This window comes from Rhodovulum bhavnagarense, from assembly GCF_004343505.1.
Taxonomy (GTDB): domain Bacteria; phylum Pseudomonadota; class Alphaproteobacteria; order Rhodobacterales; family Rhodobacteraceae; genus Rhodovulum; species Rhodovulum bhavnagarense.
On sequence record NZ_SLXU01000001.1, the window covers coordinates 484949 to 500121 of the forward strand.

The 15173-nt window shown below is 64.7% G+C and carries 15 protein-coding genes; 6 read left to right on the top strand and 9 right to left on the bottom strand.

Features of this window, described 5'->3' with window-relative positions; all coding sequences use genetic code 11:
• Nucleotides 1–7 precede the first annotated feature (7 nt).
• The 3 genes from tkt to EV663_RS02500 are packed head-to-tail and all read right to left on the bottom strand — an operon-like array spanning nucleotide 8 to nucleotide 3916.
• Nucleotides 8–2002, bottom strand: a complete 1995-nt coding sequence (gene tkt, locus EV663_RS02490) for a transketolase (RefSeq protein ID WP_132950168.1) — start codon at nucleotides 2000–2002, stop codon at nucleotides 8–10.
• 13 nt (nucleotides 2003–2015) lie between these two features.
• On the bottom strand, nucleotides 2016–2888 hold the full coding sequence (locus tag EV663_RS02495) for a phosphoribulokinase (protein ID WP_132950169.1): 873 nt from the start codon (nucleotides 2886–2888) through the stop codon (nucleotides 2016–2018).
• A 20-nt stretch (nucleotides 2889–2908) separates the two neighbouring features.
• A complete protein-coding gene (locus tag EV663_RS02500; RefSeq protein WP_132950170.1) occupies nucleotides 2909–3916 on the bottom strand; it encodes a class 1 fructose-bisphosphatase in 1008 nt (335 codons plus the stop codon).
• 115 nt (nucleotides 3917–4031) lie between these two features.
• Between EV663_RS02500 and cbbR the strand changes: the two genes are divergently transcribed.
• On the top strand, nucleotides 4032–4952 hold the full coding sequence (gene cbbR / locus EV663_RS02505) for a LysR family regulator CbbR (RefSeq protein WP_132950171.1): 921 nt from the start codon (nucleotides 4032–4034) through the stop codon (nucleotides 4950–4952).
• A gap of 150 nt (nucleotides 4953–5102) precedes the next feature.
• Here cbbR and EV663_RS02510 read toward each other — a convergent pair whose 3' ends face one another.
• The 3 genes from EV663_RS02510 to mazG form a co-directional block, all read right to left on the bottom strand.
• Nucleotides 5103–6110, bottom strand: a complete 1008-nt coding sequence (locus EV663_RS02510; RefSeq protein WP_132950172.1) for a Fe(3+) ABC transporter substrate-binding protein — start codon at nucleotides 6108–6110, stop codon at nucleotides 5103–5105.
• A 208-nt stretch (nucleotides 6111–6318) separates the two neighbouring features.
• Nucleotides 6319–7062, bottom strand: coding sequence for a L,D-transpeptidase family protein (locus EV663_RS02515; protein WP_165910110.1), 744 nt, complete (start codon nucleotides 7060–7062; stop codon nucleotides 6319–6321).
• Between the two features lie 127 nt (nucleotides 7063–7189).
• The gene (gene mazG / locus EV663_RS02520; RefSeq protein WP_132950174.1) at nucleotides 7190–8026 is read right to left on the bottom strand and encodes a nucleoside triphosphate pyrophosphohydrolase; all 837 of its coding nucleotides are present in this window, start codon (nucleotides 8024–8026) and stop codon (nucleotides 7190–7192) included.
• Between the two features lie 114 nt (nucleotides 8027–8140).
• On the opposite strand from mazG, the gene speB reads away from it, so the two are divergent.
• The 5 genes from speB to EV663_RS02545 all read left to right on the top strand — a co-directional run bounded on the left by speB (nucleotide 8141) and on the right by EV663_RS02545 (nucleotide 12338).
• Complete coding sequence (speB, locus tag EV663_RS02525; RefSeq protein WP_132950175.1) at nucleotides 8141–9121, top strand: agmatinase; 981 nt, start codon at nucleotides 8141–8143, stop codon at nucleotides 9119–9121.
• A complete protein-coding gene (locus tag EV663_RS02530) occupies nucleotides 9118–9597 on the top strand; it encodes a DUF1499 domain-containing protein (RefSeq protein WP_132950176.1) in 480 nt (159 codons plus the stop codon). The genes speB and EV663_RS02530 overlap by 4 nt, the downstream gene beginning before the upstream one ends.
• 30 nt (nucleotides 9598–9627) lie before the next feature.
• Nucleotides 9628–10683, top strand: coding sequence for a peptide chain release factor 1 (prfA, locus tag EV663_RS02535; RefSeq protein WP_132950177.1), 1056 nt, complete (start codon nucleotides 9628–9630; stop codon nucleotides 10681–10683).
• Nucleotides 10680–11516 (top strand): peptide chain release factor N(5)-glutamine methyltransferase, encoded by an 837-nt coding sequence (prmC, locus tag EV663_RS02540; RefSeq protein ID WP_132950178.1) that lies wholly within the window; start codon nucleotides 10680–10682, stop codon nucleotides 11514–11516. The genes prfA and prmC overlap by 4 nt, the downstream gene beginning before the upstream one ends.
• Before the next feature lie 243 nt (nucleotides 11517–11759).
• Nucleotides 11760–12338 (top strand): DUF4167 domain-containing protein, encoded by a 579-nt coding sequence (locus EV663_RS02545; RefSeq protein WP_132950179.1) that lies wholly within the window; start codon nucleotides 11760–11762, stop codon nucleotides 12336–12338.
• Nucleotides 12339–12351: 13 nt separating this feature from the next.
• Here the strand turns inward: EV663_RS02545 and rsmA are convergent, their stop codons facing one another.
• The 3 genes from rsmA to EV663_RS02560 form a co-directional block, all read right to left on the bottom strand.
• A complete protein-coding gene (gene rsmA, locus EV663_RS02550; RefSeq protein WP_132950180.1) occupies nucleotides 12352–13191 on the bottom strand; it encodes a 16S rRNA (adenine(1518)-N(6)/adenine(1519)-N(6))-dimethyltransferase RsmA in 840 nt (279 codons plus the stop codon).
• 83 nt (nucleotides 13192–13274) lie between these two features.
• A complete protein-coding gene (pdxA, locus tag EV663_RS02555; RefSeq protein ID WP_132950181.1) occupies nucleotides 13275–14249 on the bottom strand; it encodes a 4-hydroxythreonine-4-phosphate dehydrogenase PdxA in 975 nt (324 codons plus the stop codon).
• On the bottom strand, nucleotides 14246–15148 hold the full coding sequence (locus tag EV663_RS02560) for a SurA N-terminal domain-containing protein (protein WP_132950182.1): 903 nt from the start codon (nucleotides 15146–15148) through the stop codon (nucleotides 14246–14248). Before EV663_RS02560 ends, pdxA begins: the two co-directional genes overlap by 4 nt.
• Nucleotides 15149–15173 lie beyond the last annotated feature (25 nt).

Here is a 15173-nt window from a genome sequence, read left to right on the forward strand (position 1 = left end):
ACCCTTCTTACTTGATCAGGTTCTTGGCGGCATCCGCCACGGCCTCGGCAGTGATGCCGAAATGCTTGTATAGGTCCCCCGCCGGTGCCGATGCACCGAAGGAGGTCATGCCGACGAAGGCAGAGTTCTGGCCCAAGAGCGGTGCCCAGCCCTGTTCGATCGCGGCTTCCACGCCCACGCGGGGCGCATCGCCCAGCACGGATGCCTTGTAGGCGTCATCCTGCGCGGCGAAAAGCTCGAAACACGGGGCGGAAATCACCGCAGCCTTGATGCCAGACTGGGCCAACAGGTCGGCCGCCTTCATCGCGATCTCGACCTCGGAGCCAGTGCCGATAAGTGTCACGTCACGCGCACCATCGGCCTCGCGCAGGACATAGGCGCCCTTGGCCACCATGTTTTCCGTCACATGCGCGGTTCGCAGACAGGGCAGGTTCTGGCGAGACAGCGACAGCATCGAGGGGGTGGCCTTCATTCCCAGCGCCGCCTGCCATGCCTCGGCTGTTTCGACCACGTCGGCGGGACGGAAAACGTTAAGGTTGGGCATCGCGCGATACGAGGCCAGCACCTCGACCGGCTGGTGCGTCGGGCCATCCTCACCCAGACCGATGGAATCGTGGGTCAGCACGTAGATCACCCGAATGCCCATCAGCGCGGCCAGGCGGATCGCGCCGCGGCCGTAATCGGCGAAGATCAGGAAGGTGCCGCCATAGGGAATGAAGCCCCCGTGCAGCGCGATCCCGTTCATGATCGCGTTCATGCCATGCTCGCGCACGCCGTAACGGATGTAGTCACCCGAGAAGTCGGCGGCCGTGACATCTCTCATGCCGCCGGTCTTGGTCAGGTTCGACCCCGTCAGGTCGGCCGAGCCGCCCGCGGTGTTGGGCAGGGTGGTGTTGATCACCTCCAGCGCCATCTGGCTGGCCTTGCGGGTGGCCACCTTGGGGGCATCCGCCGACAGCTTGGCCTTGTAGGCGTCGATGGCCGCATCCAGCGTCGCGGCATCGGGATCTGCCATCGAGGTCTCGAATGCTTCCTTGCCTGCATTCGCAGCCAAGCGAGCCTCCCATGCTTCGCGCGCGGCACGGCCGCGGGCCGATACCGCATGCCAGGCGTCATAGACATCTTGCGGCACGGTGAAGGGCTCGTGCGGCCAATCCAGCGCCTTGCGCGCGGCGGCGATTTCTTCGTCGCCGAGGGGGGCGCCATGCACGTCATGGGTGCCCTGCTTGTTGGGCGCGCCAAAACCGATGATGGTGCGACAGGCGATCATCGAGGGTTTGTCGGTCACCGCGCGGGCGGCTTCGATTGCTGCGGCGACGGCTTCCTTGTCGTGGCCGTCGACCGATTGCACATGCCAGCCGGCGGCCTCGAAGCGCATCTTCTGGTTCATCGAAGTGGACACATCGGTAGAGCCGTCGATGGTGATCTGGTTGTCGTCCCACAGCACGATCAAGCGCCCCAGCCCGTGATGGCCGGCAAAGTCAATCACCTCGTGGCTGACGCCCTCCATCAGGCAGCCGTCCCCGGCGATCACGTAGGTATAATGGTCAACGAGGTCATCACCAAAGCGGGCATTGTGCATCCGCTCAGCCAGCGCCATGCCGACGGCCGCCGAAAAACCCTGGCCCAGCGGGCCGGTGGTCACCTCGATGCCCTTGGCGTGGCCGTATTCCGGGTGACCGGCGGTGCGATAGCCCATCTGGCGGAAGTTGCGCAACTGGTCCATGTCCATGTCGTCATAGCCCAGCAGGTGGTTGATCGCGTAGACCAGCATCGAGCCGTGGCCCGCGCTCATCACGAAGCGGTCGCGGTCGGCCCATTTGTCGGCGCTGGGGTCGATCTTCATGAAGCGGTTGAACAGTACCGCGGCGATGTCCGCGGTGCCCATTGGCGCGCCCGGATGGCCGGAATTGGCCGCCTGGACGGCATCCATGGACAGGGCCCGGATGGCATTGGCCATCAGGTCTTCGGCAGAGGTGTCGATCTGGGTGGGGGCGTTCATTGTCGGTGCCTCCTCAGGCGCGCTTTGATTCAGAGACGAGACGCTCGATCATCGGCGTCAGGATAAGCTGCATCGCGAGGTCGAGCTTGCCGCCGGGGATCACGATGGAGTTGGCGCGGCTCATCCAGGAGCCGTCGATCATCGACACGAGATACGAAAAGTCGATACCGCGCGGATTCTTGAAGCGGATCACCACCAGACTCTCGTCCGGGGTCGGGATCCAGCGGGCAACCAGCGGGTTCGAGGTATCAACCACCGGCACGCGCTGGAAGTTGATGTCGGTCTCGGTGAATTGCGGGATGATGCAATGCACGTAGGAATGCATCCGGCGCAGGATCACGTCGGTCACCGCCTCGGTGGTATAGCCGCGCTTTGCCTTGTCGCGGTGGATCTTCTGGATCCATTCGAGGTTCACGACCGGCACCACGCCGATCTTGAGATCTGCATATTTGGCGATATTGACCTCGTCATTGACCACCGCGCCATGCAGACCCTCGTAAAACAAAAGGTCAGAGCCATCCTCGAACGGCGCCCACTCGGTAAAGTGCCCCGGCGGTACGCCGTATTTCTCGGCCTCTTCGTCATCATGTACGTAATGGCGCGTGCGCCCCTTGCCGGTATCGCCATATTCGCGAAAGACACGCTCCAGTTCGGCCAGCTCGTTGGCGTCGTAGCTGAAATGGCTGAAACCTGTATTGCCGGCCGCGTATTGCCGGTCGAGTTCTGCCTTCATGTCCTTGCGGTTGAACTTGTGAAAGGCATCGCCTTCGATCGAGACAGCGTTCACGCCTTCGCGGCGGAAAATCTGGTCGAACGTATGCTTGACGGTCGAGGTGCCGGCCCCGGAGGAGCCCACGACGGAAATGATCGGATGTTTCTTGCTCATGACTGTCCTCCCGGGAACATTTAGGCGCGGAACAGGCCGCGGTTGCCGAACAGGGCGTTGACCTCTTGCTCGGGCAGGTCGTGATAGGCGGCCACGCGGCTGACCTTGTCCTTGGAACCGAAAACGAAGGGCGTGCGCGCGTGCAGCTTGTCTGCGGTCTTGGACAGGATCGGGTCCTGCGCATCCGTTGCGCTGCCCCCGGCTTGTTCGATGACGAAACCGATCGGGGCGCATTCATAGATCATCCGCAGGCGCCCGCGCTCGTATCCCTTGCGCGAGTCGCCGGGGTAGAGGAACACGCCGCCGCGGGTCAGGATGCGGTGGGTTTCGGCCACCAGCGACGCCACCCAGCGCATGTTGAAATTACCCTCGCGCGGGCCATCCTCACCTGCAAGACAGTCGTCGATATAGGCGCGGATCGGCTTTGGCCAGTGGCGGTAGTTCGAGGCGTTGATCGCGAATTCACGCGATGTCTCTGGGACTTTGACCGCTTCTTCGACCAGCACGAACTGTTTGGAGTCTGGGTCGAGCAAGTATTCCTGAGTGCCCTTGCCGAAGGTGACGACCAGCATGGTCTGGGGGCCATAGATGATATAACCTCCGCCGATCTGTTCGCTGGCCGGACGCAAGAAAGAGGCGTTACCGTCCTCTTTGGCGTCAAAGATCGAAAAGATGGTGCCGATCGACACGTTGACGTCGATATTGGAGGACCCGTCCAGCGGGTCGATGGCAAGGGCGAACCGGCCATTGGGGTCGAGTTCAACCACGTCATCCTGTTCTTCCGAGGCGTACCAGCGCACGTCAGCGGTCTTGAGCTTTTCAGCAAAGGCGTCATCGGCCATCACGTCCAGCGCTTTTTGCGTATCGCCGCCAAGGTTCTCGCCCACCGACGCGGCGAGCGCGCCGCCGAGCGGGCCGCGCTGGATCGTGCGGGCCAGTTCGGTGCCGACCTCGCAAAGTGCGTTCATCAGGGGCAGAAGCTCTGTGGGGATATGCTGCAAATCCCGGATCGGGTTTTCGTTTTGCATAATTTCCTCCCGAATCTGACGGCAGGTTGCCGCTACGGGTTGCTAGTTGAAAACGACGAATGTAGAGAATTTAAAAACCCCGAAGATGACGTAAGAAAAATTTAATACGCGTGCCATGCCCCGTCCCGAAGCCGTAACTTTCAAGCAACTCAGGGCCTTGCAGGCGGTGGCCGAACATGGCTCGATCACCGCCGCGGCTGAGGCAATCCGTCTCACCCCGCCCGCGGTGCATTCCCAACTGCGTCAGCTTGAGACCAATTTCAACGCCCGCCTGATCGAACGCGGTGCCCAGGGCGGCACGAGGCTGACGAGCCAGGGCGAGGCGGTGCTGGTGGGCGCGCGCGCCGTCGAGACAGCCCTGATCGCTTGTGCCGATCATGTTCGGGCGATCAACGAGGGCAAGGAGGGGATGGTGACCCTTGGTGTCGTGTCGACCGGTAAATACTTCGCCCCGCATCTCGTGGCCGAGTTACAGCGCGTCTATCCCACGGTCGACGTGATCCTGCGGGTGGGTAATCGCGATGCCATCGTCAACGCCTTGCAGACTTCCAGTGTCGATCTTGCGATCATGGGCCGTCCGCCGCGCGCACCCGAGGTGCAAGCCACCGTTCTGGGCCCCCATCCCCATGTTCTGATCGCGCCGCCCGGTCACCCGCTTGCCGGGCAGGGGCGGGTCACGCCCGAGGCGATCCTGGCGCAGACCTTTCTTGCCCGCGAGGAAGGATCGGGTACGCGCATCCTGATGGAGCGGTTTGTCGAGCGGCTGGCACGCGGTCGCCCGGCGCGGATCGTCGAACTGGAAACCAACGAAACGATCAAGCAGGCGGTGATGGCGGGGCTGGGTGTCGCCTTTATTTCGCGCCACACGGTGACCGACGAGCTGCACCTTGGCAGGTTGGCGGAACTTGAGGCCGACATGCTGCCCCTGGTGCGCCAATGGTTCCTTGTCCACCGCAGCGACACACCGCTCAGCCCGGCGGCCCGGCGCATCCATGGTTATATCGTGGAGAAACAGGGCGCGTTCCTGCCGCGCTGACAGGACGGGGAGCGCATCTTCTTGGTCGCGTTGGGCAACATGGTCCCGGCGCGGCACGAGGATGCCGGCGCCGGCAAGCCGTGCGGAAAGACTGCCGAGAGAGGTGAAAACGCGGGTGCCCTGGCGCCCGCGTTCCGTGCCCGTGTCGGGTCAGCCGTCGAAATCGACCTCTTCGACCAACCGCAACGCATCGCCGCGTCGTCCAGCCAGGTCCATGAGGTTGACGTCGTCGGGTACAAAACTGCCCCAGCTTGCCACCAGGTCCGAAGGGGTGGTGCCCGGCGCGACGGGGTATTCAAAGACCTCGGAGGCATAGATCTCCTGGGCCTGTTGCGAGGCGAGGAACTCCATGAAGGCCAGCGCATCCTCGCGGTTTGGCGCGGCGCTGGTCATGGCCACACCCGAGACGTTCACATGGGTGCCGCCACCCTCGAAACTCGGGAACAGGACGTTGATGCTTTCGGCCCAGGCCTTTTGTTCCTCATCGGCCAGCATCTGGCCCATGTAATAGGTATTGCCCAGGCTGATATCGCATTCGCCGGCCCATATTGCCTTGACCTGCGCCCGGTCATTGCCTTGTGGCTTGCGTGCAAGGTTCGCCTTCACCCCTTCCAGCCAGCTGCGGGTCTGGTCCTCGCCATGGTGGTGCAGCATCGCGGCCACCAGCGCCAACGTATAGCTATGCGTCCCCGAGCGGGTGCAGATGCGGCCCTTCCATTTCGGATCGGCCAGGTCCTCGTAGGTCGTCACCTCTGCGGGGTCCACCCGGTCGCGAGACGCATAGACGATCCGTGCGCGGGTCGTCACGCCGAACCAGTTCAGGCCAGGGTCACGAAAGGCGGCGGGGATGTTTTCGTTCAGCACCTTGCTTTCGACGGGTTGGGTGACGCCGGCCGCTACCGCCTCTGCAAGGCGCGAGATATCGGTTGTGAGTATGATGTCGGCGGGGCTGCGCGTACCCTCGGCTTGCAGCCGTTCGACCATGCCCTTGCTGAGAAAGGCGACGTTGGTCTTGATGCCGGTCGCCTCGGTGAAGGCCTCGAGCACAGGATTGATCAGTTCGGGCTGGCGATAGGAGTAGATGTTCACATCGGCCCGGGCCGCTGGAGCGAGTGTCGCGGCTGCAAGGCAGGCAAGAAGCGTCGTACGAGGGCTCATCGTTGATTCCTGTTCTTGAAGTTTGCATTTCCGAACACAAGAAAGCCGACAAAAATAGTCAGGTCAATACATGATTGTTTCAGTCGGAATGATTTTGCCTCGACCCACGCCTCACGCGAAACTGCGGGCGGTAGTTTGCGTGGCCAGCATGTAACACATGATCTGCCGGGGATCGTCGTGGCGGCTGTGCGCCGGTACCTGTTCCTGCCTAGAGTCCGCGGCTCGAGGTGCGAGCCTGGTCCGGCTCTGGTTCGAGCCCGTAAATGTCATGGTGCTTGTAGACAGTGCCATCCGCGGCGGGAAAAACCCGCAAGTAGCGGATCAACACCGGGATCGCGGGCGCCTGAACCTCCTTGGAGGGCGGCGTTTCGGCCATCGCGCGCACCCAGTCCAGATCACGCTCAACGATCCAGGCGATCAGCTCGTCCCAGCGCTGCACCCGGATACAGCCATGCGACAACGCCCGTCCGTCGCGTGCAAAAAGGCCGCGCTGGTTGGTATCGTGCAGGTAGACCAGCATTCCGGGGTCCAGTCGCACCGCGGCCAGGCCAAGCGGGTTGTTGCGCCCGGGCGGCCAGACCTTGTCCTCGTAATTCTCGAATTCGATCATGTCAGGTGTCGGACGCCATGTCGGCCGAAACGTCACCCGGCTGACATGAGTATCGACAAGCGGAGTCGGGTTGCGGGGCGAGCCAACGATGATCCGGCTGCGCATCACGGGTACCCCGTCCTCGAAGGCGACCAGTTCATAGGCGGGGACGTTGACAAGGATAGCCTTGCCGGAAGGCAGGACCAGCGGCGAACCGAGCCGTTTCATAAGCTGTTCGAACTCGGACAGCGCGCGCGAGGGCGGTTCGTCCATGGCGGAGACGCCAGGTTGCAGGGGCGTGCAGGCCGCCGTCAGCCCCAGCATGACGAGCAGGAGAAACCTGTAGGTAAAACGTAACGGCACGCGCATCCCCCACGGAAAACCGTGGTCAAACAGTAGGGGCAGAGCAAAGACACGGCAAGCTGGCAAAGGGGCGGGCCTGGGTCGGATGCGCCCCGCCGTCATCGTCCTCGCGTGGCAGGACCAGCCCTCAGGGTATCTTGCCGGCTTTTTCCTCGGCCTTCGCCTCGTTCCACAAGGCGTCCATCTCGGCGAGGTTCGAATCCTCGGGCCGCTTGCCGAGTGTGGCAAGCTTTGCCTCGATCACGCGGAACCGGCGGGTGAACTTGGCATTGGTTGCGCGCAGGGCGTCCTCGGGTTCTATGTCTAGATGCCGGGCGAGGTTGGCCACCGCAAACAGCATGTCGCCGAATTCCTCGACCATCTCGGCCCGTGTCAAGCTATCGCGCGCCTCGGCCAATTCGCGCGCCTCTTCGGCGATCTTGTCAACGACCTGTGCCACCTCGGGCCAGTCGAAGCCCACGCGCGCCGCGCGCTTTTGCAGCTTTACCGCACGCGTCAGCGCGGGCAGGGCGAGCGCGACATCCTCCAGCACGCCCCGCGCCTTTCTTGCCGCGCGTTCGTGTGCCTTGATCGTTTCCCAATCGCGAGTCTGCTGGGCGGCGGACTTGTCGCGGCTTTCATCGCCAAAGACATGGGGATGGCGAGCGACCATCTTGTCGGCAATTGCGGTGGCGACGGTGTGAAAGCTGAACAGGCCCGCCTCTTCACCCATCTGGGCGTGATAGACAGTCTGCAACAGCAAATCGCCCAACTCGCCCTCCAGCTCGTCCCAGGCCTCTCGTTCGATCGCGTCGGCGACCTCGTAGGCCTCTTCGATCGTGTAGGGCGCAATCGAGGCGAAATCCTGTTCTATGTCCCAGGGACACCCTGTTTGCGGGTCGCGCAGACGGCGCATGATTTCCAGCAGGCGCGGCAGTCCGCCTTGCGGATCGTGGACCAGGGCATCGGATTCTTCTGGTGTCATCGTGGGCCTCCGTTTCGTGATTGCCCGGACTTGGGCAAATAGGCAGGCCGATGTAAAGGCGGGGCTGGCCTTTGCCTGTGCGACGGGTATCGTGCGGATCAAACGGAGGGTTGAATGGCACTGGAAGATGCAAAAAGCCAGGTCGACACCGCGATCACCCGCAAGGGACGGCGCGGCATGGCCTACGAAAATGCCTTTGGCGGGGTGACCTCGTTTATGCGCCGCAGCCTGAGCAAGGACTTGCTTGGCGTCGACCTGGCCGTGACCGGTATTCCCTTCGACCAGGCGGTGACCAACCGCCCCGGCGCGCGGCTGGGGCCTCGCGCGATCCGCGAGGCCAGCAGTTTGCAGGCTTTCGATGCGCCCTATGGCTGGGACTACAATCCGTTCGAGGTCTTCGACATCGTCGATTACGGCGATCTGGCCTTCGATTACGCTGCGGTGGCCGATTTCCCGGCCACGTTGCAGGCCCATATCGCCGGCATTCTGTCGACGGGCGCGGGGTGTATCGCGCTTGGGGGTGATCATTCGATTTCCTTGCCGATCCTGCGGGCCCATGCGGCCAGGCACGGGCCGCTCGCCCTGGTCCAGTTCGATGCCCATACCGATACCTGGGCCGATGACGACCCGGCCCGCATCGATCATGGGACGATGTTCGGCAAGGCGGTGCGCGAGGGTTTGATCGACCCGGCGCGCTCGGTCCAGGTGGGGATCCGCACCGACAATCCCGACCCGATGGGGATCGCCATCCTCGATGCGCCATTCGTCCATGAAAACGGGCCTGCCGCCTGTGCAGCGCGCATCAAGACAATCATCGGCGATGCCCCGGTTTACCTCAGCTTTGACATCGACGCGCTGGACCCCGCTTTTGCACCAGGCACCGGCACGCCGGTCTGGGGCGGACTGGCAAGCTGGCAGGTGGCGGCGATATTGCGCGCTCTGGCGGGGCTGGACATCGTGGGCGGCGATATCGTCGAGGTATCTCCGCCCTATGACACATCCGCGATCACCGCGATTGCCGGGGCGCATGTGGCGGTTGAGCTGATCTGCCTCTGGGGCTGGACGCGTCGGCCTGTAAATGGAGAAAAGCAATGAAAATCGTCTGGATTCTGGGCATTCTCGTGCTCATCGCGGCGCTGGTCAGCCTGTCGGGCGCGCTCTATTTTCGGCGGGTGGCCGATGATCCGACGACCTGGCATGTCGACCCGCTGACAGCGGTCAAGCCCGGCAGCCCCAACGCGGCGCTGATCCGTCCGCAAGGGGGGGATGCGGCGGCCCCTGTCTATCCGGTGACGCCGCAGGCGCTGGCCGAGGCGCTGGACGAGGTGGCGCTGGCTGAGATGCGCACGCGGCGCATCGCTGGCGAGGCAGATGCGCTTTGGGCGACCTATGTCCAGCGTTCCGCCCTCTGGGGCTTTCCCGATTACATCTCGGTCAAGGTCTTTGCCACCAATGGCGGGGCCAGCTATGCCGCTTTTTCCCGCGCCCGCTTTGGCCGGTCGGATCTGGGGGTTAATGCAAGGCGCCTCGCGCGCTGGCAGGCGGCGCTGGATGTCCGCCTGGCCCCTTGACCACGCCGCGCCTTCGGGCGAGGAAGCGCCATGGTTCCCCTTGAGAAACTCGATCAGATCACCCAACGCTTCGAATACCTCGAGGCACGCCTCGCTCAGGGGACTGCGGGGGGCGATTTCGCGCGTCTCGGCCGCGAATATGCCGAACTCAAACCGGTCGCAGAACAAATCGCCGCCTATCGCGGCCTGCTGGAAGACATCGCCGAGGCCGAGGCCATGTTGTCCGACCCCGAGATGCGCGCCCTTGCAGAAGAGGAATTGCCTAAGCTCAAGGCCAGCCTGCCCATGATGGAGCAGGCTTTGCGCGTGGCGCTTTTGCCAAGGGACGCGGCAGATGCGCGACCGGCGATGGTGGAAATCCGGCCCGGCACCGGTGGCGAAGAGGCGGCGCTGTTCGCGGGTGACCTGTTGCGCATGTATCAGCGTTATGCCGAGGCGCGCGGCTGGAAATTCACCATCCTTGAGGAAACCCAGACCGAGCTTGGCGGCATCAAGGAAGTGGTCGCCAACGTGCAGGGCGAGGGCGTCTTTGCCCGGCTGAAATACGAATCGGGCGTTCATCGTGTTCAACGGGTTCCCGAAACCGAATCCGGCGGGCGTATCCACACCTCGGCGGCGACCGTCGCCGTGTTGCCCGAGGCCGAGGATGTCGATATCGATATCCCCGCCGCCGACATCCGCATCGACACGATGCGCGCCAGCGGGGCAGGCGGACAGCACGTCAACACCACCGATTCCGCGGTGCGTATCACCCACCTGCCCACCGGCATCGTGGTGACCAGTTCCGAGAAATCTCAGCATCAGAATCGCGCCATCGCGATGTCGGTCCTGCGCGCGCGACTCTACGACATGGAACGCCAGAAGGCCGCCGCCGAGCGTGCTGCAACCCGCAAGTCGCAGGTCGGCTCAGGCGACCGCTCCGAGCGCATCCGCACATACAACTTTCCCCAGGGCCGGATGACCGATCACCGTATCAACCTGACGCTTTACAAGCTCGACCAGGTGATGGCGGGCGATCTCGACGAGGTGATCGACGCCCTGATCGCCGACGACCAGGCCACCATGCTGGCCGAGATGGAGGCATGACCGGGTCACAGGCGCTGGCCCGCGCGGTCGCCCGTCTTCGGGCCGCGGGTGTTCCCGATGCGCCGCGCGACGCGCGCCGCCTTTTGGCCCATGCCCTGGCTATCGACCCTGGCCGACTGACGCTGGTTCTGCCCGATCCGCTGGAGGAGGGGGCGGCGAACCGGTTCGCGGCCGCGACCCTGCGCCGGGCCGCGCGCGAACCCGTGTCCCATATCATTGGCTCCCGCGCCTTTTATGGGCGGGATTTCGGCGTGACGCGCGATGTTCTCGACCCGCGCCCGGAAACCGAAACCCTGATCGCGGCGGCCCTGAGCGCGCCGTTCGAGACGGTTCTCGACCTGGGCACTGGATCGGGGTGCATCCTGCTGACGCTGCTGGCCGAACGGCCCGGCGCCACCGGCCTCGGCGTCGACATCTCCGAGGCTGCGCTGGCGGTTGCGCGAGACAACGCGGCGCGGCTGGAGGTCGGGAGGGCGGATTTTCATCGGGCGGACTGGTTCGCGGGCATCACCGGGCGGTTCGACCTGATCGTATCCAATCCGCCTTATATCGCGCGTGACGAAATGCAGGGCCTTGCCCCCGACCTCTTGCATGAACCGCGCGGCGCGCTGACCGACGAGGCGGACGGGCTGAACGCCTATCGCGCCATCGCCGGGGGTGTCGGCCATCATCTTGCGCCGGCCGGTCGGCTGCTGGTCGAAATCGGTGCGGGCCAGGCCGCGGGGGTCGGTGCGATCTTTGTGGCGGCCGGGCTTGAAATCCGGGCCGTCCACCCCGACCTCGATGGCAGGGACCGCGTGGTCGAGGCCGCCATGCCGCGGCCAGGAGAGTAGCAGAAATGCGACGGCTTCGCCGTACGGCTCGGCAAATGGCCGCAGGTGGCGTATTTTACACTTGTCAGCGTCGGGCGGCCATGCTTAGTCAGAAGCGCGCTTGGAGGGGCCGGGGTGGCCCGCAGCGCAACAAAAGCCAGACACAAGTCGGCACTTGAACACCGGACAGGGCACCTTTTCCGCCCGCGCGCGCCGCGGCTCCTGTCGGACAACGTCAAGACAAGGCTGGAAACCAGACTGAACATGAGATCATCCAAGTCACGTTCGCGCTCCAAGTCGAACCGTTCGCGGTCGATGGGCAATATCGTCAACCGCGTCTTCGACAGCTCCGGCCCGGAGGGCAAGGTGCGCGGCACCCCGCAACAGATCATCGACAAGTACAACCAGCTTGCCCGAGATGCGCAATTGTCCAACGACCGGGTCGCTGCCGAGAACTTCCAGCAGCATGCCGAGCATTACCTGCGCCTTCTCGGCGAGGCCCTGCGCGAGCAGGAAGCGCGCCGCGAACAGCAAGAGGCCCAGCAGGGCCGCGAACGTGGCCGCGCGCGCGAAAACGGCCCCGAGGACGATCAGCCCGCCCCTGAAACCCGGCGTGCCGACGATCCCGACACCGCCCCCGCCGTCCAGGACATGGCCGAGGGCGCAGAGGTGATCGAGTTCGCCGAAGGCGAAGAAGACAGCACGCTCGTCGACACGCCCGAGGAAAAACCCGCCCCCAAGGCCCGCCGCCCGCGCAAGCCGCGCAGCCCGGCAAGACCGGCCAGGGAAAGCGTTCGTGCCGAGGACCAGCCGACAGAGGCCGAAACCCCGGCCGCTGAATAGCGCGGCCGCGGGACTAGCCCGCCAACATCCGCGCCAGCGCACAGAATTGCGCGATCGAAATCTGTTCTGCCCGGTCGGTCGGTGCGATCCCCGCAGCTTCCAGAAGTCCCTCGATCTCCGGCGAAAGTCCCTTCAGGCTGGCCCGCAACATCTTGCGCCTCTGCCCGAAGGCGGCTGCAACCACCCGCTCCAGCACTTCCGGATCGGCCGGGTAGCGCGGGGCGGGCAGGGCGGTCAGGTGAACCACCGCCGAGGCCACCTTGGGTGGCGGCGTGAATGCTTCGGGCGGTAGCCGCATCACGATCTTCGCATCGCTTCGCCATTGCGCCAGCACCGCCAACCGTCCATAGGCCTTCGATCCGGGCAGGGCCACGATCCTCTCGGCCACCTCGCGCTGGAACATCAGCGTCAGGCTTTCCCAGAAAGGTGGCCAATGCGCGGGTGTCAGCCAACGCACCAGCAATTCCGTGCCCACGTTATAGGGCAGGTTGGCAACGACCTTGATCGGCGGGCATAAATGGGCTGTCACGTCCAGTCTCAGCGCATCGGCGTTGATCACCTCCAGCCGCCCGGGATAGGCGGCCGCGATCTCGGCCAGCGCGGGCAGGCAGCGCGCATCCTTTTCCACCGCGAGCACCCGGCGTGCGCCCTCGGCCAAAAGCCCCCGCGTCAAACCGCCCGGTCCCGGCCCCACCTCCAGCACATCCGCGCCGGCCAGTTCTCCGGCCGACCGGGCGATCTTGGCGGTCAGGTTCAGGTCCAGCAGGAAATTCTGCCCCAGTGCCTTCTTGGCGCTCAGCTCATGCGCCGCGATCACCGCGCGCAAGGGGGGAAGGCCGTCGATCGCGCTCATGGCTGTCCTTCTTCTTGGCTGAAATACCCGCCGGGGGTCCGGGGGTGGCAAACCCCCGGCGTCCTGCCAGGGGCGACGACCACTCATCCGGCGCGCGCCCGCGCCATACGCGCCGCCATCTCCAGGGCGGCGATCAGACTTGACGGATCGGCGCGTCCCGTCCCCGCGATATCAAAGGCGGTGCCGTGATCTGGCGAGGTACGGATAAAGGGCAGGCCCAGCGTCACGTTTACGCCACCCGCGAAATCCAGCGTCTTGATCGGGATCAGCGCCTGGTCGTGATACATGCAGATCGCTGCGTCATAACCCGCGCGCGCGGCCGGGTGGAACATGGTGTCGGCCGAAAGCGGCCCGTCAATGCACAGTCCATCTGCGCGCAACCGTTCCAGCGCCGGGACGATCAGGTCGATCTCTTCGCGTCCCATCGCGCCGCCTTCGCCTGCATGCGGGTTCAGGCCTGCCACGGCCAGCCGCGGCGCCGCGATGCCGAAATCTCGGATCAGCGCGGCATGGGTTATGCGGATTGTTTCGTTCAAAGCCCGCTCGGTCAGCGCGCCCGGCACATCCCGTATCGCGATATGGATCGTCACCGGCACCACCCGGAGTGCCTCGCAGGCCAGCATCATCACCACCCGGTCCACGCCTGCCAGGTGCGCCAGGTACTCGGTATGGCCGGGATAGGAAAAGCCCGCACCGTCCTGAAGCGCCTTCTTGTGGATCGGCGCGGTGCACAGCGCGCCCGCGCGTCCCGATTGTACAAGGTCCACTCCGCGGGCAATGGCCTCGATCACGCCGGCCGCGTTCTCGGGGGCAGGGCGGCCCGGCCTTGCCGGGGCGGGGAAATGCAATGGCAGCACCGGCAGCGCGCTCGCTGTGACATGCAGCGCCTCGGCGGGGTCGTGGATCTCGGCATGTGCGGTCCCCTCGGGCAGGTGTCGCGGATCACCGATCCATGCAAAGGGCAGACGCGCACCAAGGGTTTTCCAGGCCTTTACGGCGATCTCGGGGCCGATGCCCGAGGGTTCGCCACAGCTCATCACGATGGGACGTCCGGTCATGGTTCGCGGATGATCGCGGCGGCGCGCAGCTCTGCAAGATAGCTGTCGGCGTAGGATACGAGGCGCTGGTTTTGCAGCATCTGGCGAACCTGCCGACGGTCCACGTCGCCCTCGCCCAGGTCCGGTGTGCGCGCGCACATCATGAGCAGCACCGTGGTTTCGGGCGTGCTGAGCCCCAGCGAGGTCTCGCCCTCGTCCAGGCGGGCGATCTCGCGCGCGATCGCCTCGGGCACCTCGCCCACGGCCCGTGTTTCGCGGATAAGCCTGTCCTCGGGCTGGCCGAGGGCCACGCCGAACAGGTCGTCGCAGGTGTCGATCTCGTGGCGCAGCTTTTCGGCGGCCGCGCGGGAGTTTCCGGGCATGAAGTAGCGTGCGTATTCCACCGCAACCGCGCGGTTTCCCGCGTTGTCCGATCCCTGGGCGGCCTGTGCGATCGCGCGGTCGATCTCGGCCTCTGTGATCTGCAGCCGGGGCGCAAAGCGGGCCTGTACCGCCTGCCGCCATGCAATGCCCGAGCCCACGAAGTCGCGAAAGGTCTCTGGAGATATCCCCTGCTGGCCCAGCAATTCGATCAGTTTTTCGGTGGGCAGATTCCCGCGCGCGGCGAACTCGTCCATCCCGGCGCGCACCGCCTCATCATCCGGTATCGTGCCTGTCGCGCGTGCTGCCTGCATGCGCAGGCGGTCGTCGACAAGGAGGTCGAGTGACTTGTTCACCAATTCCTCGGGCGCGCCCAGCACGCGCATGAACCGTATCCGCTGGTCCAGCTCATAACCGGTGATAATGGTGTCGTTGACGATAAGACGCGGCGCGAAAAGGCCGCCCTGCTGCGCCGTGCCTGGACCGGCCGTGATCAGGGCGAGGCCCGCCGCCGCCAGCCATAGCGTCACTCGCGTCATGCTCTTCCTCCGTTCTGTCCCGGCA

Coding starts and splice junctions, on each gene's coding strand:
- tkt (WP_132950168.1), bottom strand. CDS start 2,002: ATGAACGCCCCCACCCAGATCGACACCTCTGCCGAAGACCTGATGGCC.
- EV663_RS02495 (WP_132950169.1), bottom strand. CDS start 2,888: ATGAGCAAGAAACATCCGATCATTTCCGTCGTGGGCTCCTCCGGGGCC.
- EV663_RS02500 (WP_132950170.1), bottom strand. CDS start 3,916: ATGCAAAACGAAAACCCGATCCGGGATTTGCAGCATATCCCCACAGAG.
- cbbR (WP_132950171.1), top strand. CDS start 4,032: ATGCCCCGTCCCGAAGCCGTAACTTTCAAGCAACTCAGGGCCTTGCAG.
- EV663_RS02510 (WP_132950172.1), bottom strand. CDS start 6,110: ATGAGCCCTCGTACGACGCTTCTTGCCTGCCTTGCAGCCGCGACACTC.
- mazG (WP_132950174.1), bottom strand. CDS start 8,026: ATGACACCAGAAGAATCCGATGCCCTGGTCCACGATCCGCAAGGCGGA.
- speB (WP_132950175.1), top strand. CDS start 8,141: ATGGCACTGGAAGATGCAAAAAGCCAGGTCGACACCGCGATCACCCGC.
- EV663_RS02530 (WP_132950176.1), top strand. CDS start 9,118: ATGAAAATCGTCTGGATTCTGGGCATTCTCGTGCTCATCGCGGCGCTG.
- prfA (WP_132950177.1), top strand. CDS start 9,628: ATGGTTCCCCTTGAGAAACTCGATCAGATCACCCAACGCTTCGAATAC.
- prmC (WP_132950178.1), top strand. CDS start 10,680: ATGACCGGGTCACAGGCGCTGGCCCGCGCGGTCGCCCGTCTTCGGGCC.
- EV663_RS02545 (WP_132950179.1), top strand. CDS start 11,760: ATGAGATCATCCAAGTCACGTTCGCGCTCCAAGTCGAACCGTTCGCGG.
- rsmA (WP_132950180.1), bottom strand. CDS start 13,191: ATGAGCGCGATCGACGGCCTTCCCCCCTTGCGCGCGGTGATCGCGGCG.
- pdxA (WP_132950181.1), bottom strand. CDS start 14,249: ATGACCGGACGTCCCATCGTGATGAGCTGTGGCGAACCCTCGGGCATC.
- EV663_RS02560 (WP_132950182.1), bottom strand. CDS start 15,148: ATGACGCGAGTGACGCTATGGCTGGCGGCGGCGGGCCTCGCCCTGATC.